This window comes from Kitasatospora sp. NPDC001683 (assembly GCF_053596495.1).
Window position 1 is genome coordinate 40,619 of sequence record NZ_JBSFGK010000044.1, and the last position, 26,239, is coordinate 66,857.

Below are 26,239 nucleotides of genomic sequence, written 5' to 3' on the forward strand. Positions count from 1 at the left end.
GTGTGCGCCGAGACCGCGCCCCCGGGCGCTGGTTGCGCGCCCGGGGGCGGGACTGGGGCCCGGGGGCGCGCCCCGGATACCCGGACACCCAAGAGGCCCCGGACGGCCGGGGAGGCGATCAGGCGAGCTTGGCCGTGAGGGTGATGGTGGTGCCGGTCAGGGCCCGGCTGACCGGGCAGTTGGCCTTGGCGTCCTCGGCGGCCTTCACGAAGCCGGCCTCGTCCAGACCGGGGACCTCACCGGTGACGGTCAGGTGGACGCCGGTGATGCCGGTGCCGGGCTGGAAGGTGACGTCGGCCCGGGTGTCCAGCTTGGTGGGCGGGTTGCCGGCCTTGGTCAGGCCGTTCGTGAGGGCCATCGAGAAGCAGGCGGAGTGGGCGGCCCCGATGAGCTCCTCGGGGCTGGTCTTGCCATTGGGCTCTTCGGCGCGGGCCGCCCAGGAGACGGGGTACTCGCCGATCCCGGAGGAGGCGAAGGTCACCTGCCCCTTGCCGTGGAGGAGGTCGCCCTCCCAGGCGGTGCGGGCGGTGCGGATGGTTGCCACGATCGGTTCCTCCAGTGCTGAGGGACTGTTGAGTCGTCACTTCCGGTCATGCACGCACCAGCCTACGGGCAGCCCGGTCGCGGAGCCGGGCGCCGGACGGTCCGTGGGCTGTCCGGATGTTGGACGGTTCCCCCGAACGGAGTCGGTCCGGCGTGGGTCCCCTGTTAGATTTGCCCGGGCCCGAGCCCGGCCGGCCCACGGTCGGGCGCCCACCCCAGACACCGGGAGCCGACCCGATGACGGACCAGCCCACGACCCCCGACGCCGGCGTGACCGAGGGGATCGAAGACTCGGTACGGGCGGAGCTGACCAGCCTGCGCGAGAGCATCGACAACATCGATGCGGCGGTGGTCCACATGCTGGCCGAGCGCTTCAAGGCGACCCAACGGGTCGGTCGGCTCAAGGCCGAGCACAAGCTGCCGCCGGCGGACCCGGCGCGGGAGCGGGACCAGATCAAGCGGCTGCGGGAGCTGGCTGCCGGGGCCAAGCTCGACCCGGTCTTCGCGGAGAAGTTCCTGAACTTCATCATCGCCGAAGTGATCAGGCACCACGAGGCCATCGCCCGGTCCTGAGGGCGCTGAGGGTGCTGAGGCACTGAGGGCGGCGCCCGGCATCGGAACCCGCGATCCGGCTGCGCGCGGCGGCGATGTCGGGCGCGGCTAAAAGCCGGATTTCGTGAGGCTCCCCGGTTGGCGTAGCGTGCAACTTTCCCCAGCCGGAGAGGTGGAGCAGCGACGATGGCGGTGAACCTGCCCGGAACGTCCGGCGGAGCTCCCAGCGAACCCGCCGAATCCGGCGTACCAACCGCCCGGGACGCCCAGAACACCCCGCAGGCCCCGCGCGGCCCGAGCAGCCCGCACGAGAACGGTCCGCACAGCGGGAACGGTCCGTACAACCGGCGCGGTCCGCACGAGCATGCCGCCCGGGGGGACGCACCCGGAGGCCGGGCCGGGGCGCGCCGCCGGGCCGACGGTTCGCGCGGTCGCAAGGCCCGTCGGGCCGGGCGCCGTCCCCGGCCGTGGTGGGTCGAGCTGCCGGTGATGGCGGCGGTCGGGCTGGTGGTCGCGCTGCTGATCAAGACCTGCCTGTTCCAGGTCTTCACCATCCCGTCCGGGTCGATGGAGAACACCCTGCGGATCGGCGACCGGGTCGGGGTGAACAAGCTCGCGCCGCTGACCGGCTGGAAGCCGGAGCAGGGGCAGCCGGTGGTGTTCAAGGACCCGGGGAACTGGCTGCCGCCGCAGCCGGTCGACCCGAACCCGTTCACCAACGCCGTGAGCTCGGTGCTGAGTTTCGTCGGGCTGGTGCCGCCGAAGGACGACAACTACCTGGTCAAGCGGGTCATCGCGACCGGCGGCCAGACCGTGCAGTGCGCGGGCACCACGCTGACCGTCGACGGCAGGAAGGTCGACGAGCCGTACCTGCACCCCGGTGACGACTCCTGCGCGGGCATGGACTTCGGCCCGGTGAAGGTGCCCTCGGGCTACATCTGGGTCGAGGGCGACCACCGCAGCGATTCGGCGGACTCCCGCTGGCACCGGCAGGGCCCGGGCGGCGGCGCCGTGCCGGTGGGCAACGTGGTCGGCCCGGTGTCGGCCGTGGTGTGGCCGGTCAGTCACCTCGACTGGTTCGGCTGGACCGGCCGCTGACCCCGGGGTCGCCGGCGCCCACCCGCTCCCGGGCCGCCATGGCACTGGAAGCAGTGGCCCCGGAGACAACAGCCCCTGCCCCTGTCCCAGGCTCAGCCCCCGCCTCCACCGCCGACGGCTTGCTCGTCTGCGCGGCGAAGGCGCCCGCCAGCACCAGCAGGCCGCCCGCGACCTGCGGCAGCCCGAGGTGCTCGCCGAGCAGGACCCAGGCGAGCACCGTGGCGACCACCGCCTCCAGGTTGGCCACCACCCCGGCGACCGGCGGCGAGAGGTACCCGACGGAGACCACGCCGGTCAGATAGGCGAGCACGGTCGCGATCAGCACCATCCAGGCGGCCGGGACCAGGGCGGGCAGGCTCTGCCCGTTCATCACCACGGACCCGCCGAGCAGGCTCCAGTCGGCCTGCCAGGGCCGGGTGAGGACGGTGAGCAGGACGGCGCCGATCAGCAGCCCGTACGCGCTGACGGCCAGCGGGTCGACCGGGCGCTCGCCCCGGCGGCCGGCGTCGGCGAGCAGGAAGTAGCCGACCTGGCAGCAGGCCGCGCCGAGGGCGAACAGCACGCCCAGCGCGTCGAAGCCGAGGCCGTTCCAGACCTCCACCACGCAGGCCAGCCCGGCCACCGCGACGCCGGCGCCGACGGCCGCGCCCCGGCTGATGGGCTTGCGCTGCACGAACCTGACGTAGCCGATCAGCAGCGGCGGCCCGAGGTACTCGATGAGCAGGGCGACGCCGACCGGGATGCGGGAGATCGCGGCGAAGTAGCAGGCCTGGACGCCGGCCACGGCGAGCAGGCCGAAGCCGAGCAGCAGGCCGGGGCGGCGCAGGACGGCGTCCCGGTGCCGGTAGGCGACCGGCAGCAGGGCCACGGCCGCACCGGTGACCCGGAGCCAGACCACGTGCAGGGGGGAGAGTCCGGCCTCGATCAGCGGCTTGGCCGCGGTACCGGAGCCACCGAACGCGAAGGCGGAGACCAGCGCGAGGCCGAGGCCGAGGGTTCTGCCCGAAGGGTGGGTGGGCGAGGCCGTTGATCTGTGCACTGGCGCATTGTGACAGTCATACCGATGCTTCGGTAAGGCGCCATTTCGTCATTTGGTCCTGGTCTCAACTGTCCGCAACGGCGCGCTCACCCGAGCGGGCCGGACCACCGACCCCGTCGGTGATCCGGCCCGTGCCAGTGATCCGCGTCGACGACTTCGCCCGGAAGGCCGATCCGGCGCGGGCCTGTCCGGCGCGGGCCTGTCCGGCGCGGGCCCGATCCAGCCGGAGCCTGATCCGGCCCCGGCCCCGGCCCCGATCAGCCCCCGGCCGCCGCCCCGGCCCCCGTAAGCGCGTCCGTCCCGCCGGTGGGCTGGGTGGTCGGCTGCCCGGTCGGGCCCGTGGTCGGCTGGGTGGTCGGCGTCGGCCGGGAGGTCGGCCGGCCGGTGGGCCGCGAGGTGGGCTGGGTGGTCGGCTGCCCGGTCGGGCCCGTGGCCGACCCGGTGCCGTTCCCGCCGGAACCGGAACCGGAACCGGCACCTGGGCCGGCACCGGAGCCGGAACCCGTGCCGCCCGAGGAGTTCGCGCCCGAGGCGTCGCCCTGGTTGCCCGCGCCGGTGCTCGGCGTGGCGCTGGTCGACGGGGTGCCGCTCGGCGTGCTCGGGGTGGTCGGCAGGTCGGTGGCGCCCGAGGAGTCGCCGTCGTCCGCCGGGGTCGGGAAGTCGCTCACCGGCTGGCCCTTGAGCGCGGCCTTCATGTAGCTGGTCCAGATCTGCGCCGGGTACTGGCCGCCCGCCGCGCCGTCGATCCCGCCGACGCCGCTCAGGCTGACCTGGGCGCCGGTGGCCGGGTCCTGGCCGAACAGCGCGACCGAGGTGACCAGCTCGGGGGTGTAGCCGACGAACCAGACGGACTTCTGGTCGTCGGTGGTACCGGTCTTGCCCGCCACCGGACGACCCAGTGCCTTGGCTCGCCAGCCGGTGCCGCCCGGGTCGCTCACCACGCCCTGGAGCATCGAGGTGACCTGGTTGGCGGTGTCCGCGCTGATCGCCTGGGTGGTCTTGTGCGCGGGCAGCGCCACGGCCTCGCCGCCCCGGTCCACCGACTGCACCAGCCACGGGGTGATCTGCTTGCCGCCGTTGTCCAGCGTGGCGTAGACGCCGGCCATGTCGAGCACGCTCGGGGTGGCCGCACCGAGCGGGATGGACGGCACCGGGTCCAGCCCCGGGGTGTTGCCGGGCAGGCCCAGGGCGATGCCGGTGTCCTTGACCTTCTGCAGCCCGGTGTCCTGCGCGAGCTGGGCGAAGGCCGAGTTGACCGACCAGTCGGTGGCCTGCTGGAGGCTGATCTGGCCGTAGCTCCTGTCGCCCTCGTTCGGCGGCGCGTACGGGGTGCCCTTGCCGCCGCGGACCTTGCGGCCGCTGGTGCCGTCGTAGATCGTGTGCGGGGTGACGGTCCGGCCGTCCTGGGTCTTGGCGTCGTTCTCGAAGGCGGCGGCCAGCGCGATCGCCTTGAAGGTCGAACCGGCCTGGTAGTCGCGCCGGGTGGCGTTGTCGACGTAGTGCTTCACGTAGTCGACGCCGCCGTACAGGGCGACGACCGCGCCGGTCTTCGGGTCCACCGAGACGGCGCCGGCCTGGGCGGCCGCGTCCTTCTTCCGCTTGTCCGGGTTCAGGGTGTCGTGCAGCTGCGCCTGGACGGAGTCCTGCAGGGCCTGCTGGCGGGTCGGGTCGATGCTCAGCTTGATCGTGTAGCCGCCCTTGGCCAGCTCGGTCTCGCTGATGACGTTGTTCGAGGTGAGGTACTGGGTGGCCGCGTCCACCAGGTAGCCGGACTGGCCGGACAGGCCCGGGTTGGGCTGCGGGTCCTTGACGTCCGGGAAGGTGGTCCTGGCCCGCTCGTCGGCGGAGATCCAGCCCTCCTTGACCATTCCGTCCATGACGTAGTTCCAGCGGTTGACGGCGTTCTGCTTGCCCGCCGGGGTCGCGGTGGCCACGTCGTAGGCGCTCGGGGCGTTCAGCAGGGTGGCCAGGTAGGCGCCCTGGGCCGGGTTGAGCGCGGAGGCGTCGATGCCGAAGTACGCCTGGGCGGCGGCCTGGATGCCGTACGCGCCGCGGCCGTAGTAGGAGGTGTTGAGGTAGCCGGAGAGGATGTCGTCCTTGCTCTCGGTGGCGTCCACCTTCATCGAGATGAAGAGTTCCTTCACCTTGCGGGTGATCGACTGCTTCTGGTTCAGGTACGTGTTCTTCACGTACTGCTGGGTGATGGTGGAGCCGCCCTGGGTGCCCTCGCCCTTGGCGGTGTTGAGGGCTGCCCGGACCAGGCCCTGGACGTTGACGGCGCCCTCGTTGTAGAAGTTGCGGTCCTCGGCGGCCAGCGCGGCGTGCTGGGCGGCGGGGGAGACCTTGTCCAGGCCGACGTTCTGCCGGTTGGTCTGGCCGGTGCGGGTGATCACCGAGCCGTCGGCGTACAGCCAGGTGTTGCTCTGCGCCGTCGCGGCGGCGTGCGCGTCCGGGACCTTCACCAGCGCGACGCCGAGCGCGAACAGGCCGACCCCGAGCAGCAGCGCCGTGGCGAAGCCGAGCAGGGTCATCCGCCAGGTGGGTATCAGCCGGCGCCAGCCGGTGCGCTTGGGACGGCGCGGCTTCCTGCCGCCGGGTGCCGTGGTGGTGGAGCGCTTGAGCCGCTTGACCGGCCGGAGGCCGATCGACGGCGTGCGGCGGCCGCTCTGGGCGTTTCGGAACAAGGCGCGGCCTTTCCTGCGGGCGGACCGGGCCAGCCTGCACAGACGGGGACATCGGCGGTTGGGGACCTCTGTCCCGATTCCGGTTTACTGCCCAGGACGAGCCGGGCGGGCCCAATGGCTCCGCCGGAACGGCAATCGAGACCGACATCACACGCAAAACGGACGTCGAGGGCCAAAAAATCGGGGAGCCCCTCGCTGCTGCGAGAGGCTCCCCAACCGTCTGTGCGCCGCCAGGGACTCGAACCCCGGACCCGCTGATTAAGAGTCAGCTGCTCTAACCAACTGAGCTAGCGGCGCCTGCTGACCTGGAAAACAATACACGCTTCCGAGGGGTGCCTCGAACCACGCCCGCTCCACCCGGCGCCCCGGGCGCCCCGGCGCCCGTTTCCTCCCGTTTGGGGAGGAGTTTCGCCGCCGACTAGGGTGGAACCGTGCCCACCGGCCCGACCAGCCCCGCCGTCCGGGCGTGCTTCCTGCGCATCGACGGCGTCCCGCTGCACGTCCGCACCGAGGGCAGCGGCCCGGTCTGCCTGCTCACCGGCGGTCTCGGCAGCAGCTGGTTCGACTGGGACCTCGTCGTCCCCTTCCTCACCCCCTACCGCACCGTCGTCCGCTTCGACCGGCCCGGTTACGGGCTGAGCGCCGCCGAGCCGGCCACCGGGCGGCCCGCCCCGACGGCGGCCGGGGAGGCCGAGCGGATCCGCGCGGTGCTGGACGGCCTCGGCCTCGGCGGGCCCTGCACCCTGGTCGGCCACTCGCTCGCCGGCTTCCACGTGGAGGCCCTCGCCCGGCTGCACCCCGAGCGGGCCGCCGGGCTGGTCCTGGTCGACGCCAGCGTCGAACCGCAGGCCCGCCCCCACCCGGCGCCCGCCGCACGGGACCTGGCGGCCCGGGCGCTGGCGGGCGCCGCGACCGCCCTCGCCGTGCCGTACCTGCTCGGCCCGACCGCCCGCCGGATGACCGCCCGGCTGTCCACCGTCCGCCGCGAGGACCTCGCCCCGGCGCCGCTGGTCCGGCACTGCTACCGCACCGGCCGGGCCCTGCGCGCGATGCTCCGGGAGAACTGGCGCTACCTCGACATGGCCGCCGAGCTGGAGGAACTGCGGCGCACCCGGCCGCTGCGCGAGGACCTGCCGGTCACCGTGCTGGCCGCCGACGACGGCTGCCGGACCGGCCGCACCGAGTCCTGGCTGGCCCGGCAGCGGGAGCTCGCGACGCTGCTCGGGGCCGACTACCGGACCACGGCCCCGGCCGGGCACCTGGTGATGTTCGACCGCCCGGACGCGGTGGCCTCCGCCGTACTGGACACGGGCTGAGGCCCCGGAGCGGTCAGGAGCGGTCAGGGGTGACCAGGGACGGTCCGGGGCGGTCGGGGGGCCTCGGCCGTCAACTGCTCATCGCCCTTCTCCGCCGGGCCGCGGCCCGGTTCACGGCCTGGGGGACCGGCAGGCTGTGGGCGAGCTGCCGCACCGCGCGCCGGGTCGGCTCGCCCGCCGTTCCCGGGTAGAGCCGGCGCTCCAGGTGGGTCGTCCCGATCAGCCCGGCCAGCTGGTGGTCCCGCTGCTCCGAGCCGGTGGTCGGGCCGGAGTCGGCGGTCCGGGCGAGCGTCGCCGCCACGCGTTCGGCGATCAGCGCCCCGGCGTCCGGCCGGACGGCGGTCCAGCGGCGGCGTGGCAGTCCGAGGAAACCGGGGGTGCGGACGGTGAGCACGCCCTGCTCGGTCAGCCGGTCCAGGTACCGCCGGGGGCCGCTGCGGTAGCGGAGCGTGGCCAGCGCGTGGTCGAGGGTGGTCCGGCGGCGGCTTTTGCCCGCCCGTTCCAGCTCGGTCAGCACCCTGGCGGCGAGTTCGTCGTGGTCGCCGGACGGCCGGAAGGCGGTGATCCGGCGGTCCTCGACGGTGATGGTGCCCGTCAGCTGCAGCTCGGCGAGGACGGCGCCCGCGATCGCGGTCGGGAAGGCGGTCGGGGAGCGCAGGTGCCCGGACGCCGGATCGGCGCAGAGCAGCAACAGTTCCTCGGCCAGCGGGCGGGGGTCGGAGGAGGTCATGGTGGGAAGGTCTACCCGCCCCGGAAACGCCTCAGGCCGCCCACCGGAGTGGACGGCCTGAGACCTTGCCATGTGCGCCGCCAGGGACTCGAACCCCGGACCCGCTGATTAAGAGTCAGCTGCTCTAACCAACTGAGCTAGCGGCGCTTGCTGACGTGGAAGACAGTACACGGCGCCGGCCCGATCCGCCGAATCGTATTCGGACGGTCACCCACCGCGATCACTGCGGGTGGTGGCAGGCCGCTTGCTGATCCACCCCGTCGAAGCCGTCGAGCGTCGGCCGCTCCCGCTCGCACCGCGCCCGGGCCGTCGCGTCCCGGAGCCGGGCGTAGAGCGGGCAGCGGGTGCGGAAGGCGCAGCCCGTGCGGCGCTCGGTGGGGGAGGGCGGGTCCCCGGCCAGCAGGATGCGGTCGCGGGCGCGCTCGGCGGCCGGGTCGGGCAGCGGGACGGCGGAGAGCAGGGCCCGGGTGTAGGGGTGGCGGGGTCGGTCGAAGACGGCGGAGACCTCGCCCTGCTCGACCGTGCGTCCGAGGTACATCACGCTGACCCGGTCGGCGAGGTGCCGGATCACCGAGAGGTCGTGCGACACGAACAGGTAGGACAGCCCGAGCTCGGCCTTGAGCCGTTGCAGCAGGTTGAGCACGCCGGCCTGGATCGAGACGTCCAGGGCGGAGACCGGTTCGTCCAGCACCAGCAGCTTCGGCCGGACGGCGAGCGCCCGGGCGATGGAGATCCGCTGGCGCTGCCCGCCGGAGAACTGGTGCGGGTAGCGGACGGCGTGCTCCGGGTCGAGGCCGACCTGGCGCAGCAGTTCGGGTACCCGGCGGGCGATCTCCTCGCGCGGGGTGCGCTGGGCACGCAGGGGTTCGGCGACGACGTCGCCGACCGGCATCCGGGGGTCGAGGCTGGCCATCGGGTCCTGGAACACGATCTGCAGTTCGGCCCGGAGCCGCTGGACCTCGGTCCGGGTGAGTTCGGCGGTGTCGCGGCCGAGCAGTTCGATCCGGCCGGTCTCCGGGGCGCCCAGCTTCAGCAGTTCGAACAGCGTGGTGGACTTGCCAGAGCCGGACTCCCCGACCAGGCCGAGGGTCTCGCCCTCCCGCAGGTCCAGTTCCACGCCGTCCACCGCGTAGACCTCGCCGACCTTGCGCTTGAACACCGTTCCCTTGAGCAGCGGGAACGTTTTTCCCAACCCGCTCACCGACAGCACCGGGGTCCGTCCGGAGCGGTCCCCGCCGGAGGGGCCGGCCGGCAGCTCGGGCACGGGGTACACCTCGCTCGGCGCGGGCCGCCGTTCGGCCAGCTCCGCCGACCGCACGCAGGCGGCCTGATGCCCCTCGTCCCCGCTCAACGGAGGCTCCGCGCTCAACGGAGGCTCCCCGCTCAACCGAGGCTCCGCGTTCAACGGAGGCTCCGCCGTCGAGCAGCGCTCCTCCGCCAGCGGGCAGCGCGCGGCGAACGGGCAGCCGGGCGGCAGTTCGGCCATCGGCGCCGGGACGCCGGGGATGGGTACGAGCGGACCGCCGCGCCCGTCCAGCCGGGGCAGCGCGCCGATCAGGCCGAGCGTGTAGGGGTGGCGCGGGGCCGCGAACAGCTCGTCCACGCCGGCGGTCTCGACCACCCGGCCCGCGTACATCACGGCGACCCGGTCGGCCGCACCGGCGATCACCCCGAGGTCGTGGCTGACCAGGACGAGGGCCGCGCCGGTCTCCTCCCGGGCGGTGCGCAGCACGTCCAGCACCTGGGCCTGGATGGTGACGTCCAGGGCGGTGGTGGGTTCGTCGGCGAGCAGGATGTCGGGCTCGTTGGCGATGGCCATGGCGATCATCGCGCGCTGGCGCATGCCGCCGGAGAACTCGTGCGGGAAGCTGTCCAGGGCCCGGTCGGGGGCCGGAATGCCGACCAGGTCGAGGAGTTCGGCGGCCCGGCGGCGAGCGGTGGCCTTGTCGACCGGCTGGTGCACCCGGACCGCCTCGGCGATCTGGTCGCCGATCCGGTAGACCGGGGTGAAGGCGGACAGCGGGTCCTGGAAGACCATGGCGACCCGGCGGCCGCGGATCGCGGCGAGCTCCTTCCCGGGCAGGCCGACCAGTTCCCGGCCGTCGAGGCGGACCGAGCCGCCGACCCGGGCGGTGCCCGGCAGCAGCCCGAGCACCGACAGCGCGGTGACGGACTTCCCGGAGCCGGACTCGCCGACGATGCCGAGGGTCTCGCCGCGGCGCAGCGTGAGGTCCACCCCGCGGACGGCGGGCACCGGGCCGTGCGGGCCGGCGAAGTCCACCCGCAGGTCCCGGACGGCGAGCAGCGGGGTCTCGACGGCGGTGGTCACTTGGGCTTCCTCCACGAACGACGGGACCGACGGGCGCGACGGGGAGCGCCCCCGGCGGTGGGGTCGAGGGCGTCGCGCAGCCCGTCCCCGACCAGGTTGACGGCGAGCACGAACAGCACCAGCAGCCCGGCCGCGAAGTAGAACATCCAGGGGAACACCGGGGCTTCGGTGGTCCCGGCGGCGAGCAGGGTGCCGAGCGAGACGTCCGGCGGCCGGACGCCGAAGCCGAAGTAGGAGAGCGCGGTCTCGCTCATCACCGCGCCGCCGACCGCGATGGTGGCGTCGACGATCAGGAAGGAGGCGACGTTCGGCAGGACGTGCCGGCTGATGATCCGCAGTGGCCGGACGCCCATGAACCGTGCGGCGCGGACGAATTCGCGCTCGCGCAGGGAGACGGTCATCGAGCGGACCACCCGGGCGGTGATCATCCAGTTGAACAGGGCGAGCAGCAGCACGAAGGCGATCCAGCCGCTGCCGCGCAGCCGGGGCGAGAGCACGGTGATGATCAGGAAGCTGGGGAAGACCAGCATCAGGTCGACCAGGAACATCAGCGCCCGGTCGGTCCAGCCGCCGAAGTAGCCGGCGCAGGCGCCGACCAGCGAGGCCAGCACGGTGGAGAACAGGGCCACCAGCAGGCCGATGATCAGCGACTTCTGCAGCCCGCGGACGGTCTGGGCGAACACGTCCTGGCCGACCCCGTTGGTGCCGAACCAGTGCGCGGCGGAGGGGGGTTGGTGCAGCGCGGTGAAGTCGGGGGTGGCGTAGTCCCAGGGCGTCAGGTACGGGCCGCCGAAGGCGAGCGCGAACAGCAGCAGGATCAGGACGGTGCCGGCGACGGCGCCGCGGGCGGCGAGCAGCCGGGCCAGTACGAGCCGGCCCCGCCCGGTGGCCCGCGGCCGTCCGGCGGGAGTGGAGGAAGATGCGGGTTCGGCAGCGACGACGGTCATCTCAGCTCACTCCGGTCAGGACCGCACGCGCGGGTCGAGGGCGGCGTGCAGGGTGTCGGCCAGGAAGCCGGAGGCGAGCACGACGACGGCGGTGAACAGGTTGATCGCCACCACCGAGTTGACGTCCTGTTCGTTGATCGACTGGATCAGCCACTCGCCCATGCCGTGCCAGCCGAAGATCGTCTCGGTGAAGATCGCGCCGGTGAAGATGCCCAGGAAGCTGTAGGCGAACATGGTCGACATCGGGATCACGGCGGTGCGCAGCCCGTGCTTGAGCAGGGCCCTGCGGCGGGTGAGGCCCTTCGCCTCGGCGGTGCGCAGGTAGTCGGAGCCGAGCACGTCGAGCATGGTGCCGCGCTGGTAGCGGCTGTAGGTGGCGAGGCCGCCGAGGGCGAGCGAGACGGTGGGCAGCAGCAGGTGCAGCGCCCAGTCGGCGAGGTGGGCGCCGAGGCCGCCGGCCAGTCCGGGGGTCTCGTAGCCGGTGAACGGGACGACCTCGTGGCCGGCCGCGTCCTTGGCGGCGATCGCGCCGTTCTTGAGGAACAGCGCGACCAGGAAGACCGGGGTGGAGAGCAGCACGAAGGACAGCACGGTGAGCACCCGGTCGGAGATCCGGTACTGGCGCACGGCGCTCCACGCCCCGGCGGCGACGCCGAGGACCGCGCCGAGCAGGCTGCCGATCAGCAGCAGCCGCAGCGAGACCCAGACCCGGCGGCCGAAGTCGTCGTTGACCGGGGTGTCGTGGATGGTCCGGCCGAGGTCGCCGTGGAGCAGGCCGCCGGCCCAGTGGCCGAAGCGTTCGACGACCGGGGTCCGGTCGTTCAGGTTGAGCGCGGTGAGCTGGCGCTCGACCGATTCGGCCGACGGGCGGGGGACCTTGGCGTCGAAGTAGGTGCGCGGCTGCAGGGCGCTCGCGGAGATCGCGTACGCCAGGAACACGGCGGCGATCAGCAGCGCCGCGTAGTAGCTCAAGCGCTTCGCCAGGTAGCGGAGCATCAGCGCCCGTCCGGGGTGGGGGCGGGGTCGACGCGTCTGGTGGGCATCGGCTGGTGGCCTTCGGTCGGGGCCCGGTCGGGGCGTCAGGTGGCGGGGAGAGCGGTGCAGTTGGCGCCAGGCAGGGCTGTCGGTGAACCCGCAGGTCAGAGTGAAGCACCGTGGTGTTGCGGCCGGATTGCCGCACGTGACTTTTGGATCAGGTGTGCGTTCCTCCCCCTGGTGGCGGATCTGATCCGCTGTTACGTTCCTCTGGCTCGGTGCCGGATTGAGTGCCCATGCTCAAGCCAAGTCATGCCTGTCGCGCCCCAACTCCCGCTTCGCAGACCTCATCAGGGGGACCCTCATGGACGCTTCCACCTCGGCCCGCCGCCTCGGCCGGGCGGCCGCCCTCGCCGTCGCCGTCGCGCTGGCGGTCACCGCGTGCACCTCCGGCGGGGGCGGCTCGGGCGGCGACGTGGCCAAGAGCGAGCCGCCGAGACAGGACTCCCAGGACATCAACGCCAAGCCGCTGGACCAGATCAAGGACGGCGGCGAGGTGCGCTTCGCACTGGACCAGTGGATCACCCAGTGGAACCCGCTCCAGGTGGACGGCGGCAGCTACACCGACACGGTGAACCTGATCCGCACCGTGGAGCCCTCGCTGTTCGGCACCGACGCCTCCGGCACCTTCCAGCCGAACCCGGACTACCTGGTGGAGGCCAAGGTCACCTCGACCTCGCCGCAGGTGATCACGTACAAGCTGAACCCCAAGGCCAAGTGGTCGGACGGCAAGCCGCTCAGCTACCTGGACTTCAAGGCCGACTGGCAGAGCAGCAACGGCAAGGACCCGGCGTACAACATCGCCGACCCGTCCGGCTACGAGCTGATCTCCGCGGTCGAACAGGGCGCCGACCCGACCGAGGTGAAGGTCACCTTCGCCCAGCCGTACGCGGACTGGCAGAACCTGTTCCGCCCGCTGATCCCGGCGGCCGGCATCGCCACCCCGGACGACTTCAACAAGGGCTGGGTGGAGAAGATCCCGATCACCGCCGGCCCGTTCAGGATCGGGACGGCGGACAAGACCGCGCAGACCCTCAGCCTGGTCCCGGACCCGGCCTGGTGGGGGACCAAGCCCAAGCTCGACAAGATCACCTTCCGGGTGATGGACAAGTCGGCGAGCATCCAGGCGTACCTCAACAACGAGATCGACCTCGCCTCGGCCGGCACCGCGGCCGCGTACGGGCAGCTCAAGAACGCCAAGGACACCGCGATCCGGGCCGCCAGCCCGTGGGACGAGGTGCACATCTCGTTCGGTGGCAACGGCGCGCTGGCGGACCAGAAGGTCCGCCAGGCGCTCGGCAGGGCGCTCGATCGCTCGGCCCTGATCAAGATCGCCAACAACGGGGTGCCGGTGGAGTTCAAGCCGCTCGGCAACCACATCATCATGCCCAACCAGACCGGCTACCAGGACAATTCCGGCGACTGGGCCAAGTTCGACCTCGCGGCCGCCAAGAAGCTGCTGGACGACGCCGGCTGGAAGGAGGCCGGCAGCGGTCAGCCGCGGACCAAGGACGGGCAGCCGCTGGAGCTGCACTGGGTGCTCAGCGACGGCACCCAGCAGGCCCAGCTCGACCTCGCCACCGCGGCGGCGGCGATGTGGCAGGCGGCCGGGGTCAAGGTCGACCTGGACAAGGTGGCCGCCAACGACTTCTTCGCCAAGTACGTCACCCCGGGCAAGTTCGACGTCGCCAGCTGGCGCAACACCGACTCGTTCCCGAACTCCAAGAGCCTCGCCAACTTCCGCCTGCCGGTGGGCGACAACTCCTTCCAGAACCCGTCCCGCCTGGGCAGCCAGGAGATCGACGACCTGCTGAAGAAGGCGGCCGGAACGGTCGACCCGGCGGATGCCGCGAAGCTCTACAACCAGGCGGACGCGAAGATCTGGGAGCTCGGCCACACCGTCGAGCTCTACCAGCGGCCGGTCGTGGTGGCGGTCCGCAAGGGGCTCGCCAACTACGGCGCCTTCGGCCTGGGCAGCGAGGACTACAGCAAGGTCGGCTGGGAGAAGTAGCCCGGGCCGCGGAAGAGGCGAGGGCGACCGCACGGCAGGCGCTGGCGAGCAGCGCGGTGATCACGAGGCCGGTGGTGCGGACACGGGTGGGCCGGCTTCGCCGCCCCCAGTGTCCTGCCACCCGCCTTGACCTTCCGCGTTGCCCGCAGGCCGCCCGTGTCGTGGGGCCCCGCAGGGGCCCGCGCTCGCTTCCAACCGGGGGAGAATCTAGCGGGGCGTCGCGGCCGGTCGCGGCGCAGCGCGCGGGGCACGCCCGGAAACCCGCCGCGCTGTCACCCACTTCGCGCACCCAAGCGTCAACTGTCGCTGACAGCAAGGAAAAAAGGGACATACGGAGGCATCGTGCCCGGGGCGCCCATGAACGTGGTTGCCGCACCTGACGCACGCGCTGGAGCACGCGCTGACGCACGGGCTGGCGCACCGGCTGACGAACGGGCCGGCGCGTGGGCCGACACCACACGGGAGCACGCACGCACCGGCGCCGTGCCGGTGCGTGCACCGGGACCGGACCGCTGCCAGGATGCGGGACGGCGAGTCCCTCCCCGAACCCCGGAGCAGCACCGATGGCCAGTGACCCCGCCGAAGCGGCGCCGCGCGCGCAGCACGTCGACCCGCCCCCGGTGCGCCGGATGGTCCCGCGCGACCGCGACGAGCCGCACCGGGTCGCCACCCCGCTGGAACTCTTCTTCGACCTCTGCTTCGTGGTCGCGGTCGGCCAGGCCGGGCGCGAACTCGCCCACTCCCTCGCGGCCGGGCACTACGGCGAGGGCCTGCGCGGCTACGCGCTCGCCTTCTTCGCGATCTGGTGGGCGTGGATGAACTTCACCTGGTTCGCCTCCGCGTACGACTGCGACGACGTGCCGTACCGGATCACCACGCTGGTGCAGATCGCCGGTGTGCTGATCCTCGCCGCCGGGGTGCCGCGGCTGTTCGCCACCCAGGACCTGGCGCTGGCGATCACCGGCTACGTGGTGATGCGCCTGGCGATGGTCACCCAGTGGCTGCGCGCGGCGGCCGCCGAGCAGGGCGAGGCGCGCCGGGTCGCGCTGCGCTACGCGGTGGGGATCACGGTCTGCCAGGTCGGCTGGGTGGTGGTGCTGCTGCTGCCGGACGCCGCCCGGCCGGTGGTCATCCCGATCGGCGTGCTGTGCGAGCTGGCCGTGCCGGTGGTCGCCGAACTGCGGATGCAGACCTCCTGGCACCCGCACCACATCGCCGAGCGGTACGGGCTGTTCACCCTGATCGTGCTCGGCGAGACGGTGGCCGCCGCGACGGTGGCGGTGCAGTCGGCGGTGGACGAGCACGAGGGGCTGGGCCGGCTGGTGCCGGTGGCGGTCGGCGGGCTGCTGATCTGCTTCGCCGCCTGGTGGATCTACTTCGCCCGGCCCGTCCACGAGCACCTGCGCTCCAACCGGCAGGCCTTCGCCTGGGGTTACGGGCACTACCTGGTGTTCGGCTCGGCGGCGGCGATCGGCACCGGGCTGGAGGTGGCGGTGGAGTCGGCCGTGCACAAGACGGAGATCTCCGAGGCGGCCGCCACCGCGGCGGTCACCGTGCCGACCGCGGTCTACCTGGTCAGCGTCTGGTACCTGCACTCCCGGCACACCAAGCGCGGCCCGCTCGCCCAGTCGCTGGCGCCGACCGGGGCGGTGCTGGTGCTGGCCTGCACCGCGCTGGGCGGTTCCGGCGTGCCGGCGGCGGGCCTGGTCTGCGCGCTGCTGATCGCGGTGGGGGTGCTGGTCCACGGCCGGGAGAGCCGGGAGAGCGGGGCTCAGACGGTCTGAACCCGCTCCAGCAGCACCGGTTCGTGCCGCGCCAGCCAGTCCAGGTAGGCCGGGCTGACCTTGGCCAGATCCAGGTAGGCGGCGCGCAGTTCGCCGTACAGCGCGTCCAGGGCGGGCGGGCTGAGCACCCGGGGTCGCCAGGTGAACAGCAGCCGGACGGCCAGCGGGTCCCCGTGCACCGGGCGGACCACGGTGCCGGGGCCGGGCAGTGAGGTCGGCTGGCAGGGGCGGACGGCCTCGCCGGAGGCGACCAGTTCGGCGGCGGTGGCGTTGTCCCGCACCTGCACCACCCGGGGGTTGAGCCCGGCCTCGCTGAACACCCGGCGCATCGCGGCGTACTCGTGGTCGGCGGTCGGGTCGACCATCCAGGTGTCCTCGGCGAGGTCGGCCAGGTGGACGACCGGCCGGGCGGCGGCCGGGTGTCCGGCGGCGAGCGCGACGAACTGCGGCTCGCGGGCCATCAGCACCCGGTGCTCGGCGCCCGGCGGCACCCGCAGCGGGAAGCCCTCGCTCTCGTACACGAAGGCCACGTCCAGCTGGTCGGCGGCGACCATCCGCAGCAGCGCGCTGGCGGAGATGTCGACGTGGATGGTGGTGTCGGTGTCCGGCAGCCGCTCGTGCACCCGGCGCAGCCAGGCGGCGACCGCCCGGCTGCCGACGCTGCCGATCCGCAGCCGGCGCTGGTGGCCGGGGCCGGTGGTGTCCCGGGCCTCCTGGCGGGCGGCGGCGACCAGGGCGGCCATCTCGCTGATCACCGGCCGGGCCCGGGACAGCACGGAGTGGCCGAGGGCGGTGGGCCGGCTGCCGGTCTGCTCGCGGGTGAACAGGGTTCCGCCGATGGCCCGTTCGATCCGGTGCAGCTGGGTGGTGAGGGAGGGCTGGGTCATGCCGAGCTGGAGCGCGGCCTTGCGGAGGCTGCCGGTGTCGGCGATCGCGCACAGCACCCGGAGGTGTCTCACGTCGAGCTCCACGACGGGAGCATAGACGTCACCCAGCCACCTCGCCAAGGACATGACAGGAGATCACGAGCCCGCCGGCGCCGAGCCGGGGCGCCGCACGGCGTCGAGCCGGCGCGCCATACGGCCCGGCTATCGCCACTTGGCATCATCCGCGACGGGCCCGGACGGGTCGAAGCTCGGACAGCACACCGCCCCGGCCTCCGCCGGGACGGCCCCCACTGTGCGCCGCCGCCGTGCCCGGCCCCCACCGGCCCCGGCGGGTCGGCGCGCCGCGAAACCCGGAGCCCCCATGAAACGATCCGTGCTGTCCGCCGCCCTGGGCCTGGCCCTGGCCGCCGGCCTCGCCGCACTGCCCGCCACCGCCGTCGCCGCGCCGGCGGTGCACGGCGACACCGCATCGACGTACGCCGGTTCGACCGAGCGGGCCGCGAACAACCAGGCGTTCTTCCGGGCCGTGCTGGCCTCCGCCAGGGCCAGGCAGGCCGCCGACCCGTGGCTGCAGACCGTCACCGTCACCTACGACACCACCAGCGCGCCCTCCTTCGCCGGCGACATCGCCGACGCCGCGCAGATCTGGAACAACTCGGTGCACAACGTCCGGCTCCAGGAGACCAGCGGCACCGGCGACTTCTCCTACACCGAGGGCGACGGCAGCGGCTCGTACGCCAGCACCGACGGCCACGGACACGGCTACATCTTCATCGACCACCAGCAGGCCCAGGAGTACTACTCGCTCCGGATCGTCGCCCACGAGACCGGACACGTGCTCGGCCTGCCCGATGACTACGCCGGTCCGTGCAGTGAGCTGATGTCGGGTCACGGTCCCGGCCCGTCCTGCACCAACGCGCACCCCGACGCCATCGAGAGCGCCCAGGTCGACGCGCTCTGGGCGAACGGCGTGGCGGAGCCCAACTGACCTGAGCTCAGGGCGAGTCGGGTGCGGCGGCCCGCCCGGCCGGAAACGGGCGGGCCGCCGCACGGGTGCTTCCCCGAGTGGGAGCCTAGCCGCCCCCGGAACGGAATGCCAGGGCCATGGCTGGGTCAAGACGAGTAAAAGACCGCCGAAATCCCGAGGGCTGCCGGGGGATTGGGCCGGGCTATCGCGGGTTGACGCCATCCGCGCGGCCGCCGGGCTGTCCGAAGCTCCGGGGACCCCCACTACTCCGGCCCGTGCAGCGAGCTGATGTCCGGCGGCGGCCCCGGCCCGTCCTGCACCAACCCGTACCCGAACAGCACCGAGCGCAGTCGGGTCAACTCGCTCCGGGCACGCGGCTGACGGCTGTGACGAGCTCGGACCGGCCGCTCGGCACGGCCGGTCCGGCGGCGCGTACGGGCGGCGATGTCGGTGTCACGTGCGAGCATGCGGGCCAGACCCGTTCGCCCCCGATCCGCAAGGTGCCGCCGCCATGCCCCGTTCCGTCCCCGATCAGCTCGCCGACCTCCCGTACGCCGAGCTGCTGCGCCCGCACACCGGTCCGCTGCGCAGCGACGCGCGGTACGACACCACGCACTTCGACGGCGGCGCGCACACGGACGAGTCGGGTGCCGGCGCCGTCTTCCTGGAGTGCGCCTTCACCGGGGTCGCGCTCAGCGGGGTCAAGCTGCGCCAGGCCCGGTTCAACGAGGTCTGGGTGCAGGCCGGCCGCTGGGTGGCCTGCGACCTGAGCGACACCGAGTGGCAGGACAGCGACTTCGTCGGCGGCGTGCTGGCCGGGGTCGCGGGCTACGGCGCCGCGCTGCGCCGGGTGGTGTTCCGCGGCTGCAAGCTGGAGGCGGTCAACCTGCGGGCGGCCGTGCTGCGGGACGTCGTCTTCGAGGACTGCCTGCTGCGCGATGTGGACTTCGGCGAGGCCAGGCTGACCGGGGTGTCCTTCCCCGGCTCGACGTTGGAGGAGGTCCGGCTGCGCGGGGCGACGCTGAGCAAGACCGACCTGCGCGGGGCCGCCCGGCTCGGTCTGGCGGACGGCCACCAGGGCCTGCGCGGAGCCGTCATCAGCTCGACCCAACTGCTCGAGCTGGCCCCGCAGTTCGCCCATGCGCTGGGAATCGAGGTCAAGGACCGCTGACCCCCTCCCGTTCCTCCCCGACGGATCAGCCGGGCGTTCAGCCCGGCGTCGCCCGGTGACACCCGGACGAACAATCCGACAACCCTGCTGCACGCATCTGGTGGCCAGCTCCGATCGCGGTGGAGACTGCTCCGCGATTGATGAGCCCCGACTTGTGTACACAACATCGCCAGCGAAGGGACGGACCGGGCTGATGGCCGAGTTGAGTCGTAGGAAGTTCGTGACGCTGTCCGGAGCGGCCGCGGCCGGTCTCGCGGCGGTCGGCACCGGCGCCGCGGGGACCGCGGCCGCCGCGACCGCATCCACCACCACGCTCAGCACCACCGGCACCATCACCGACGTGCAGCACGTGGTGATCCTGATGCAGGAGAACCGCAGCTTCGACCACTACTTCGGCACCCTCAAGGGCGTCCGCGGCTTCGCCGACAAGGCCACCATCCGGATCTCCGGCGGCTACAGCGTCTTCAACCAGCCGAACGGCCTGTTCGCCCGCCAGTACCCGTGGGCCTTCAACCCCTCGGGCGCCACCGGCTCCCCGGAGACCCTGGCGCAGTGCAACGGCGACCTCTCGCACGCCTGGTCCGACCAGCACAAGGCCTGGAACGGCGGCAAGATGGACTCCTGGGTGTCCGCCAAGGGCACCGTCCGCACCCTCGGCTACCTGCAGCGCGGCGACATCCCGTTCCACTACGCGCTGGCCGACAACTGGACCATCTGCGACGCCTACCACTGCTCGGTGCTGAGCGCGACCGGCCCCAACCGCACCTACCACTGGTCGGGTTGGATCGACCCCAGCGGCACCGCCGGCGGCCCCGCCTACGACGGCGGATCCGAGTCCAACCTGCGCTGGCAGACCTACGCCGAGGCGCTGGAGAACGCCGGCGTCAGCTGGAAGGTCTACCAGAACGCCAACGACAACTTCGGCGACAACGCCCTCGCCTACTTCAGCCAGTTCGCCAACGCCGCGGCCGGCAGTCCGCTCGCCGTCAAGGGCATGGGCTCCGTCCCCGCCGTCACCGGCCGGACCCCGGACGACATCGCCGCCGCGATCAGGTCCGACGTGCTGAACGGCACCCTGCCGCAGGTCTCCTGGATCGTCGCCGACCAGCAGTCCTCCGAGCACCCCTACGCCACCCCCGAGGACGGCGCGCACTTCGTCCACCTGGTGATGGACGCCCTGAACGCGGACCCCAACGTGTTCAACTCCACCGTCCTGCTGATCAACTACGACGAGAACGACGGCTTCTTCGACCACGTCCCGCCACCGGCGGCGCCCGCCGGCACCGCGGACGAGTTCTACAACTCCACCAACATCGGCCTCGGCTTCCGCGTCCCGCTGATCGCCGTCTCCCCGTGGAGCCGCGGCGGCTGGGTCAACTCCGAGACCTTCGACCACACCTCGGTGCTGCGCTTCCTGGAGGTGTGGACCGCCGCCATCGGCAAGCCGGCCACCAGCCCCAACATCAGCGCCTGGCGCCGGCAGGTCTGCGGCGACCTCACCTCGGTCTTCGACTTCGCCAACCCGGTGTACGGCATGCCCGCGCTGCCCGACACCTCCCAGACCATCGGCCTGTCCACCTGCGGCCCGCTGCCCAACCCCTCGCCCGGCAACAACGCGCTGCCCGCGCAGGAGCCCGGCACCCGCCCGGCCCGCGCCCTGCCGTACCAGCCCAACGCCAACCTGGACCACTGGGACGCCGACCCCAGCGGCGTCATGCACGTCTGGCTGAAGATGTCCAACGACGGCGCCGCCCGGTCCGCGCACTTCGCCGCCTACGCCAACGCCTACCGCAGCGGCGGCCCCTGGCAGTACACCGTCGGCTCCGGCAGCCCGGTCACCGACTTCTTCAACTGCGGCACCAACGGCTTCGGCAACGGCAAGTACGACCTGACCGTGGTCGGCCCCAACCGGTTCCTGCGCCGCTTCACCGGCGACCTCACCCAGCCGGGCAAGAACGCCGCCGTCACCGCCTCCTACGCGGTCGAGCCGGGCACCGGCAAGCTCGCGGTCTACTTCAAGCTGGCCAACTCCGGCACCACCCCGATCACCTTCACGATCACCTCCAACAACTACCGCACGGACGGGCCCTGGACCTACCAGGTCCCGGCCGGCGGCAGCACCAGCGACTTCTTCAACGCCGTGGCCTACCAGAACGGCTGGTACGACTTCACCGTCACGGTGAACGTCGACGGCAGCTGGTCGCAACGCTTCACCGGCCACCTGGAGACGGGCGCGCCCAGCGTCAGCGGCTGACCCGGCTCACCCGAACGGGCCCCGGCGCGGGAAGCCGCGCCGGGGCACCGGGAGCCGGAGGGAGCCGACGACGGTGCCACCGAACGAGCTCTCCCCCCTCACCCGTACGGGCCGCGCGGGAACCACGGGTCGTGGACCTCGCGGGGCCCGTACGGCGTCAGCAGGGTGAAGGTGTGCACGCCCGCCGCGTACTCGGCCAGCTGGACCGCGCCGTAGCGGGTCTCCAGTTCGGCCTGTACCGGCACCGGCAGCTTGCTCAGCGCCCGCCGCAGCTGCAGCGCGTCGCGCCGGCTGATCGGGTGCGGGGCGCGCAGCACCAGCCGCAGCGGGCTGAGCGGCCCGGCGACCGGGACGCCGGTGCCCAGTTCGTAGCCGACCGCGCCGATCGGGCCCCAGGCGAGGCGGTGGTCCGCGACCAGTCGGCCGACCTCGGGCAGCAGGGCCAGCGCCGGGACGTCGGTCACCCGCTCGGGGGCGAGCCGTGCCCGCCGTTCGGCCAGCTGTTCGGGGCGCAGTGTGCGGGCCACCGCCGCCCAGGGGGCCAGGGCGTCCAGCCGCTGTCCGGCGCGCGGGCCGCGGGTGGTCACCGGGATCCAGTGCTCGGGCGCCGCCTCCGGGTCGCGGGTGCAGCGCCGCGGCCGCGGGACGTCCACCGGGGTGCCGACCACCGAGGGCGCCCGGCCGACCGTCACCCACGGGTGCGCCCGCAGGACGGTGCGCGCCCAGTCCGGCAGCTCGCCGCCGGTCAGCGGGCGCAGCGAGCTGGGGCACTGCATCAGCAGCAGGTCGTGGGTGCGGGGCAGCCGCCCGTCCAGCGCGGCCAGCGGGCCGACCCGCCGGCGCGGCCCGTCGTGCAGTTCCTCGGTCGAGTTCCTCACACCGCCACCTTGCGCCCGCCGGGCGGCCCCGACCACGGCCCTTCGACGTGTTCCACCGGGACCAAGGGCTCAAGGTGCATCCGTGCGTGCCCGGTGTGAGAGTGGGGGCAGCCCGGAATTCCGTCGTTCCGTCCCCTCAGGAGGAGGAGTCATGGGCATCTTGGACAGGTTGTTCCACCGGTGGCCGCAGCACGGGAGCACGGGGGAGGACGCCGCCCGGCGCGCCGCCCTCGCCCACGACGAGGCGGCCGACGCGTACAGCAACGACATCGAGCGGACCCGGGAGGCCCAGGAGAAGCTCGCCCAGGAGGAGGCCGACCGCCGGGCCGCCGAGAACATGACGGCCGAGGGCGACCCCTGGGACTGAGGCCCCACGCCTTCAGTGCCATCAGTGCGCCCGCGGCGGCAGCGGCGGGCGCCGCAGGTCCGGCCGGGGCGTGGACTCCGGCGGGGGCGCCGCCGCAGGCGCGTCCTCCAGCAGCTCCAGGGCCAGCTGGACGGCGGTGACCAGGTCCGGGTGGCGCCCCCGGGCCCAGTCCTGCGGGGTGCGCAGCACGTGCACGTCGGGCTCGACGCCCCGGTTCTCCACCGACCAGCCGAGCCCGCCGCTGAACCAGGAGGCGTTCTTCGGCACCGAGATCTGGGTGCCGTCGCCCAGGGTGTGCCGCCCGGTCATCCCGACCACCCCGCCCCAGGTGCGGTTGCCGATCACCGGGCCGAGGCCGAGCAGCTTGATCGCCGCGATGATCACGTCCCCGTCCGAGCTGGTCGCCTCGTCGGCGAGCGCCACCAGCGGGCCGCGCAGCGCGTGCCGGGGCCAGCGGACCGGCTGGCGGCCGCGGCTGAAGTCCCAGGCGAGGACGTGCCGGGTGAGCTTCTCCAGGACCAGTTCGGAGACGTTGCCCCCGGCGTTGCCGCGCACGTCCAGCACCAGCGCGGGCTTGTCCAGTTCGCGCCGCAGGTCCCGGTTGAACTGCGCCCAGCCGGAGCCGCCGAGGTCCGGGATGTGCAGGTAGCCGCACCGGCCGTCGCTCAACTCCCGGATCAGGGCGCGGCGTTTGACGACCCAGTCCTGGTAGCGGACGGCCCGCTCGTCGGTCAGCGGGGTGATCGTGATCCGCCGCACCGGGCCGTCCGGGCCGCTGCGCAGGGCCAGTTCGACGGTGGTGCCGCCGGTGCCGGCCAGCAGCGGACCCGGTCCGCGCACCGGGTCCACCGGGCGGCCGCCGACCTCCAGCAGCTCGTCGCCGTCCTGGACGCCCTGGGCGGCGAGCGGGGCGCGGGCGCGCGGGTCGGAGGACTCTCCGAGCAGCACCCGGTCGACCAGCCAGCGGCCGTCGGGGGAGCGGTGGGCGGTGGCGCCGAGCAGGCCGAGCGGCTGCTGGGCGAGGGTGGGGCCCTCGGCGCGCCGGGAGGGGGTGACGTAGGCGTGCGAGGTGCCGAGTTCGCCGAGGAGTTCGCGCAGCAGGTCGGCGAAGTCGTCGGGTGAGCAGACCCGTTCCAGCAGCGGCTCGTACTGGTCGACCAGCGCGGGCCAGTCCAGGCCGGACATCCGCTCGTCCCAGAACTGGTCCCGGACGATCCGGGCCGCCTCGTGGTAGGCCTGGCGCCACTCGGCGGCCGGGTGCACGGTGTGGGTGATCCGGCGCAGGTCGACGCTGGTCCCGGCGGAGGGGGCGCCGACCGGGATGACCCGCAGCGTCCCGGCCGAGTAGACCGCGATCGAGCCGCCGTCCCCGGAGACCGCGTAGCCGTCCAGCTTGTCGACCAGCGTGGTGCGGCTGCCCCGGGCCAGGTCGAAGTACTCCAGCGAGGGGCGGCCGGAGGTGTCCTCGGGGCTGACGAAGGTCTGCCCGAGGGTGCCGGAGATCGGCCAGCGCAGCCAGACCAGGCCGCCGCGCACCGCGTCGGTGGCCGAGTACTTGGAGGCGATCACCGGGAACTGCAGCAGCCGGTCGCCGATGCCCTGGGGGTCGACCCGGACGGTGCCGTCGCCGCCGCCGTCCCCGCGCGGGGCGCCGTCCTCGGCGGGCGCGGCGAACGGGGAGGGGGTGTCGGCGGTGAGCGGGACGAGGTACGGGCGGCAGCCGACCGGGAAGGAGAGGTCGCCGGTGTGCACGTCGTGGACCGGGTCGAAGCCGCGCCAGGACAGGAAGGCCAGGTAGCGGCCGTCCCGGGTGAACACCGGCTGCTCGTCCTCGAAGCGGCCGTCGGTGACGTCGGTGGTCGGTGCGGGCGCGTCGGTGCGGGTGAGCCGGATCCGGCGCAGCGAGCGCCCGGCGGCCGGCTGGGACCAGGCGATCCAGTGCGAGTCGGGGGAGAACCGGGCGCTGGCGACCGGTCCGTAGTCGGAGGCGGCGAGCTCGCGGACCTCGCCGTCGGCGGCGGAGACCAGCAGCAGCCGCCCGTCCGAGGTGGTGACGGCGAGCCGGGCGCCGTCGGGGGAGGCGGTGAGCTCCAGGACCCGGCCGAGCCTGCCGACGGCGAGCACCCGGTGGTGGTGCCGCTCCGTGAGTTCGGGGGGGACGTCGTGGCCGGGCAGCGGCATCACCTCGATCGCGTCGGCGCCCTGCGCGTCGGTGATCCAGGCGGCCTCGCCGGTGTACCCGAGCACCACCGGCAGCCGGGTCCGCACCCCGGGGGTGTCGGCGAGCGTGCGGGCCGGTCCGTCCTTGTGGGTGAGCCAGTACTGGCTGCCGCGCACGGTGATCACCCCGGCCCGGCCGGTGTGGTCGCAGGCGAGGTCCTTGACCTGGTTGGCGGCGTTGACCTGGTACGGGCGGCGGCCGGCCCGGGCGCCGCCGAGCGGCACGTGCAGCCGGCGCGGGGCGGGGGCGTCCAGGCCGTCGAGCAGCCAGAGGTCACCGGCGTGCTGGTAGACGATCCGGGAGCCGTCGGTGGCGGCCTCGCGGGCGTAGTAGGAGGCGTGGTCGGTGTGCCGGCGCAGGTCACTGCCGTCGGGGCGGCAGGAGTAGAGGTTGCCGATGCCCTCGTGGTCCGAGAGGAAGGCGATCCGGTCGCCGACCGGCATGGGGGAGGAGAGGTGGCCGGTGTGCTCGGGCAGGATCAGTTCGCCGTCCACCCAGAGCCGGCCGACCGCGCCGCCGCGGTAGCGCTTCCAGGCGGCGGGCTCGTGCGGGGCGGAGCCGGTGAGCAGGACGGTCCGCTCCCGGCTCATCTGGGCGTCGCCGACCGGGCCCCAGGGCATCCGGCGGCCGGGGGAGCCGTCCGGGGGCAGCGCGTGTGCCCAGGTGTAGTGGCTGAAGGGCTCGTGGAAGGAGGTGACGGCCAGCACCTCGCCGTCCGGCAGCCAGCCGCGCACCCGGGTGTCCTGGCTGCCCCAGTAGCTGAGCCGGCGGGCCCCGCCGCCCTCGACCGGGGCGGTCCACACCTCGGGGGCCAGGCCGAGCCAGCTGGTCCAGGCGAGGGTGGTGCCGTCGGGGGAGAACCGGGGGTGGCTGACCCGGGTGCGGTCGCAGCCGACCCGCCAGGCCCGGCCGGTCGTGGCGGCCCCGCCCTCCAGCGGGGCGAGCCAGACGTCGTCCTCGGCGGTGAAGGTGAGCAGGTCGCCGCGCAGGTGGGGGTATCGGAGGTAGCCGGGCGGGGTCACCCCTCCATCCTTCGACGGGGCCTCACCCCCGGCAACCGGGGCGCCCCCGGCCGGGACATTGAACCTGACACCCGTGTGAGGTCCGAGCATGGCCCCATGGCGACCACACGGCTCACGACCCCCGCCGTGCGACCGGCGCTTCCGCTGCCGGCCCTGCTGGCACCGGCCACCGCGGTGTTCGTCACCGCGCTCACCGAGACCCTGCCGGCCGGCGTCCTGCCCGGGATGAGCGACGCCCTCGGCGTCAGCGAGTCCGCCACCGGGCAGACCGTCACCGGCTACGCGGTCGGCACCGCCGTCACCGACGATCCGCTCCCGCCCCGGAGGCGAGCGGGCGAGTGGCTGCGGAAACGCCGGAAGGCCCTTCGCTCTCGCGAAGGGCCTTCCCGCGGTGAGGGCGGCGC

20 protein-coding genes, 2 tRNA genes and 1 pseudogene are annotated in these 26,239 nt (G+C 73.4%); 11 read left to right on the forward strand and 12 right to left on the reverse strand.

Features of this window, described 5'->3' with window-relative positions; all coding sequences use genetic code 11:
- Window positions 1-118: 118 nt before the first annotated feature.
- Window positions 119-544, reverse strand: coding sequence for an OsmC family protein (locus ACWCYO_RS23290; RefSeq protein WP_449785277.1), 426 nt, complete (start codon window positions 542-544; stop codon window positions 119-121).
- 236 nt (window positions 545-780) lie between these two features.
- Here ACWCYO_RS23290 and ACWCYO_RS23295 point away from each other — a divergent pair, with 236 nt between their 5' ends.
- Window positions 781-1,116, forward strand: a complete 336-nt coding sequence (locus ACWCYO_RS23295) for a chorismate mutase (protein ID WP_270146782.1) — start codon at window positions 781-783, stop codon at window positions 1,114-1,116.
- Between the two features lie 165 nt (window positions 1,117-1,281).
- A complete protein-coding gene (gene lepB / locus ACWCYO_RS23300; protein ID WP_449785278.1) occupies window positions 1,282-2,193 on the forward strand; it encodes a signal peptidase I in 912 nt (303 codons plus the stop codon).
- On the opposite strand, the gene ACWCYO_RS23305 is transcribed toward lepB, so the two are convergent.
- The 3 genes from ACWCYO_RS23305 to ACWCYO_RS23315 all read right to left on the reverse strand — a co-directional run bounded on the left by ACWCYO_RS23305 (window position 2,156) and on the right by ACWCYO_RS23315 (window position 6,213).
- Complete coding sequence (locus tag ACWCYO_RS23305) at window positions 2,156-3,232, reverse strand: EamA family transporter (RefSeq protein WP_270146785.1); 1,077 nt, start codon at window positions 3,230-3,232, stop codon at window positions 2,156-2,158. The two genes, lepB and ACWCYO_RS23305, sit on opposite strands and share 38 nt — an antisense overlap.
- Before the next feature lie 257 nt (window positions 3,233-3,489).
- Window positions 3,490-5,916: a transglycosylase domain-containing protein gene (locus ACWCYO_RS23310; protein ID WP_449785279.1), complete on the reverse strand. Its 2,427-nt coding sequence runs from the start codon at window positions 5,914-5,916 to the stop codon at window positions 3,490-3,492.
- A 223-nt stretch (window positions 5,917-6,139) separates the two neighbouring features.
- Window positions 6,140-6,213 (reverse strand) — tRNA-Lys (locus ACWCYO_RS23315).
- A gap of 134 nt (window positions 6,214-6,347) precedes the next feature.
- Between ACWCYO_RS23315 and ACWCYO_RS23320 the strand changes: the two genes are divergently transcribed.
- Window positions 6,348-7,232: an alpha/beta fold hydrolase gene (locus ACWCYO_RS23320; protein WP_270146787.1), complete on the forward strand. Its 885-nt coding sequence runs from the start codon at window positions 6,348-6,350 to the stop codon at window positions 7,230-7,232.
- A 70-nt stretch (window positions 7,233-7,302) separates the two neighbouring features.
- Here ACWCYO_RS23320 and ACWCYO_RS23325 read toward each other — a convergent pair whose 3' ends face one another.
- From ACWCYO_RS23325 to ACWCYO_RS23345, 5 genes are all read right to left on the reverse strand, one after another.
- Complete coding sequence (locus ACWCYO_RS23325) at window positions 7,303-7,962, reverse strand: GOLPH3/VPS74 family protein (RefSeq protein WP_270146789.1); 660 nt, start codon at window positions 7,960-7,962, stop codon at window positions 7,303-7,305.
- Between the two features lie 73 nt (window positions 7,963-8,035).
- Window positions 8,036-8,109, reverse strand: a tRNA-Lys gene (locus ACWCYO_RS23330).
- A 73-nt stretch (window positions 8,110-8,182) separates the two neighbouring features.
- On the reverse strand, window positions 8,183-10,291 hold the full coding sequence (locus ACWCYO_RS23335) for an ABC transporter ATP-binding protein (protein WP_449785280.1): 2,109 nt from the start codon (window positions 10,289-10,291) through the stop codon (window positions 8,183-8,185).
- Window positions 10,288-11,238: an ABC transporter permease gene (locus ACWCYO_RS23340; RefSeq protein ID WP_270146792.1), complete on the reverse strand. Its 951-nt coding sequence runs from the start codon at window positions 11,236-11,238 to the stop codon at window positions 10,288-10,290. The genes ACWCYO_RS23335 and ACWCYO_RS23340 overlap by 4 nt, the downstream gene beginning before the upstream one ends.
- A gap of 15 nt (window positions 11,239-11,253) precedes the next feature.
- Window positions 11,254-12,234, reverse strand: a complete 981-nt coding sequence (locus ACWCYO_RS23345) for an ABC transporter permease (protein WP_270146793.1) — start codon at window positions 12,232-12,234, stop codon at window positions 11,254-11,256.
- 343 nt (window positions 12,235-12,577) lie between these two features.
- On the opposite strand from ACWCYO_RS23345, the gene ACWCYO_RS23350 reads away from it, so the two are divergent.
- Together ACWCYO_RS23350 and ACWCYO_RS23355 are read left to right on the forward strand one after the other, a co-directional pair.
- Window positions 12,578-14,284 (forward strand): ABC transporter family substrate-binding protein, encoded by a 1,707-nt coding sequence (locus ACWCYO_RS23350; protein WP_270146794.1) that lies wholly within the window; start codon window positions 12,578-12,580, stop codon window positions 14,282-14,284.
- A gap of 563 nt (window positions 14,285-14,847) precedes the next feature.
- The gene (locus tag ACWCYO_RS23355; protein ID WP_449785281.1) at window positions 14,848-16,068 is read left to right on the forward strand and encodes a low temperature requirement protein A; all 1,221 of its coding nucleotides are present in this window, start codon (window positions 14,848-14,850) and stop codon (window positions 16,066-16,068) included.
- On the opposite strand, the gene ACWCYO_RS23360 is transcribed toward ACWCYO_RS23355, so the two are convergent.
- Complete coding sequence (locus tag ACWCYO_RS23360) at window positions 16,056-17,081, reverse strand: LysR family transcriptional regulator (RefSeq protein ID WP_449785282.1); 1,026 nt, start codon at window positions 17,079-17,081, stop codon at window positions 16,056-16,058. The genes ACWCYO_RS23355 and ACWCYO_RS23360 overlap by 13 nt on opposite strands.
- 235 nt (window positions 17,082-17,316) lie before the next feature.
- Here ACWCYO_RS23360 and ACWCYO_RS23365 point away from each other — a divergent pair, with 235 nt between their 5' ends.
- The 4 genes from ACWCYO_RS23365 to ACWCYO_RS23380 all read left to right on the forward strand — a co-directional run bounded on the left by ACWCYO_RS23365 (window position 17,317) and on the right by ACWCYO_RS23380 (window position 21,347).
- A complete protein-coding gene (locus tag ACWCYO_RS23365; RefSeq protein WP_449785283.1) occupies window positions 17,317-17,943 on the forward strand; it encodes a snapalysin family zinc-dependent metalloprotease in 627 nt (208 codons plus the stop codon).
- 267 nt (window positions 17,944-18,210) lie between these two features.
- Window positions 18,211-18,303: a snapalysin family zinc-dependent metalloprotease gene (locus ACWCYO_RS23370; RefSeq protein WP_449785284.1), complete on the forward strand. Its 93-nt coding sequence runs from the start codon at window positions 18,211-18,213 to the stop codon at window positions 18,301-18,303.
- 130 nt (window positions 18,304-18,433) lie between these two features.
- Complete coding sequence (locus ACWCYO_RS23375) at window positions 18,434-19,093, forward strand: pentapeptide repeat-containing protein (RefSeq protein WP_449785285.1); 660 nt, start codon at window positions 18,434-18,436, stop codon at window positions 19,091-19,093.
- Window positions 19,094-19,286: 193 nt separating this feature from the next.
- Complete coding sequence (locus ACWCYO_RS23380; RefSeq protein WP_449785286.1) at window positions 19,287-21,347, forward strand: phosphocholine-specific phospholipase C; 2,061 nt, start codon at window positions 19,287-19,289, stop codon at window positions 21,345-21,347.
- 98 nt (window positions 21,348-21,445) lie between these two features.
- On the opposite strand, the gene ACWCYO_RS23385 is transcribed toward ACWCYO_RS23380, so the two are convergent.
- On the reverse strand, window positions 21,446-22,225 hold the full coding sequence (locus ACWCYO_RS23385) for a phosphoribosyl-dephospho-CoA transferase MdcG domain-containing protein (RefSeq protein WP_270146801.1): 780 nt from the start codon (window positions 22,223-22,225) through the stop codon (window positions 21,446-21,448).
- 151 nt (window positions 22,226-22,376) lie between these two features.
- Between ACWCYO_RS23385 and ACWCYO_RS23390 the strand changes: the two genes are divergently transcribed.
- On the forward strand, window positions 22,377-22,592 hold the full coding sequence (locus ACWCYO_RS23390) for a hypothetical protein (protein WP_270146802.1): 216 nt from the start codon (window positions 22,377-22,379) through the stop codon (window positions 22,590-22,592).
- Window positions 22,593-22,613: 21 nt separating this feature from the next.
- Here the strand turns inward: ACWCYO_RS23390 and ACWCYO_RS23395 are convergent, their stop codons facing one another.
- Window positions 22,614-25,835 carry a S41 family peptidase gene (locus tag ACWCYO_RS23395; protein WP_270146803.1) on the reverse strand — a complete coding sequence of 1,074 codons (3,222 nt, stop codon included), beginning with the start codon at window positions 25,833-25,835 and terminating at the stop codon, window positions 22,614-22,616.
- Window positions 25,836-25,931: 96 nt separating this feature from the next.
- Here ACWCYO_RS23395 and ACWCYO_RS23400 point away from each other — a divergent pair.
- A pseudogene (locus ACWCYO_RS23400) lies at window positions 25,932-26,239 on the forward strand (hypothetical protein); the annotation flags it as partial.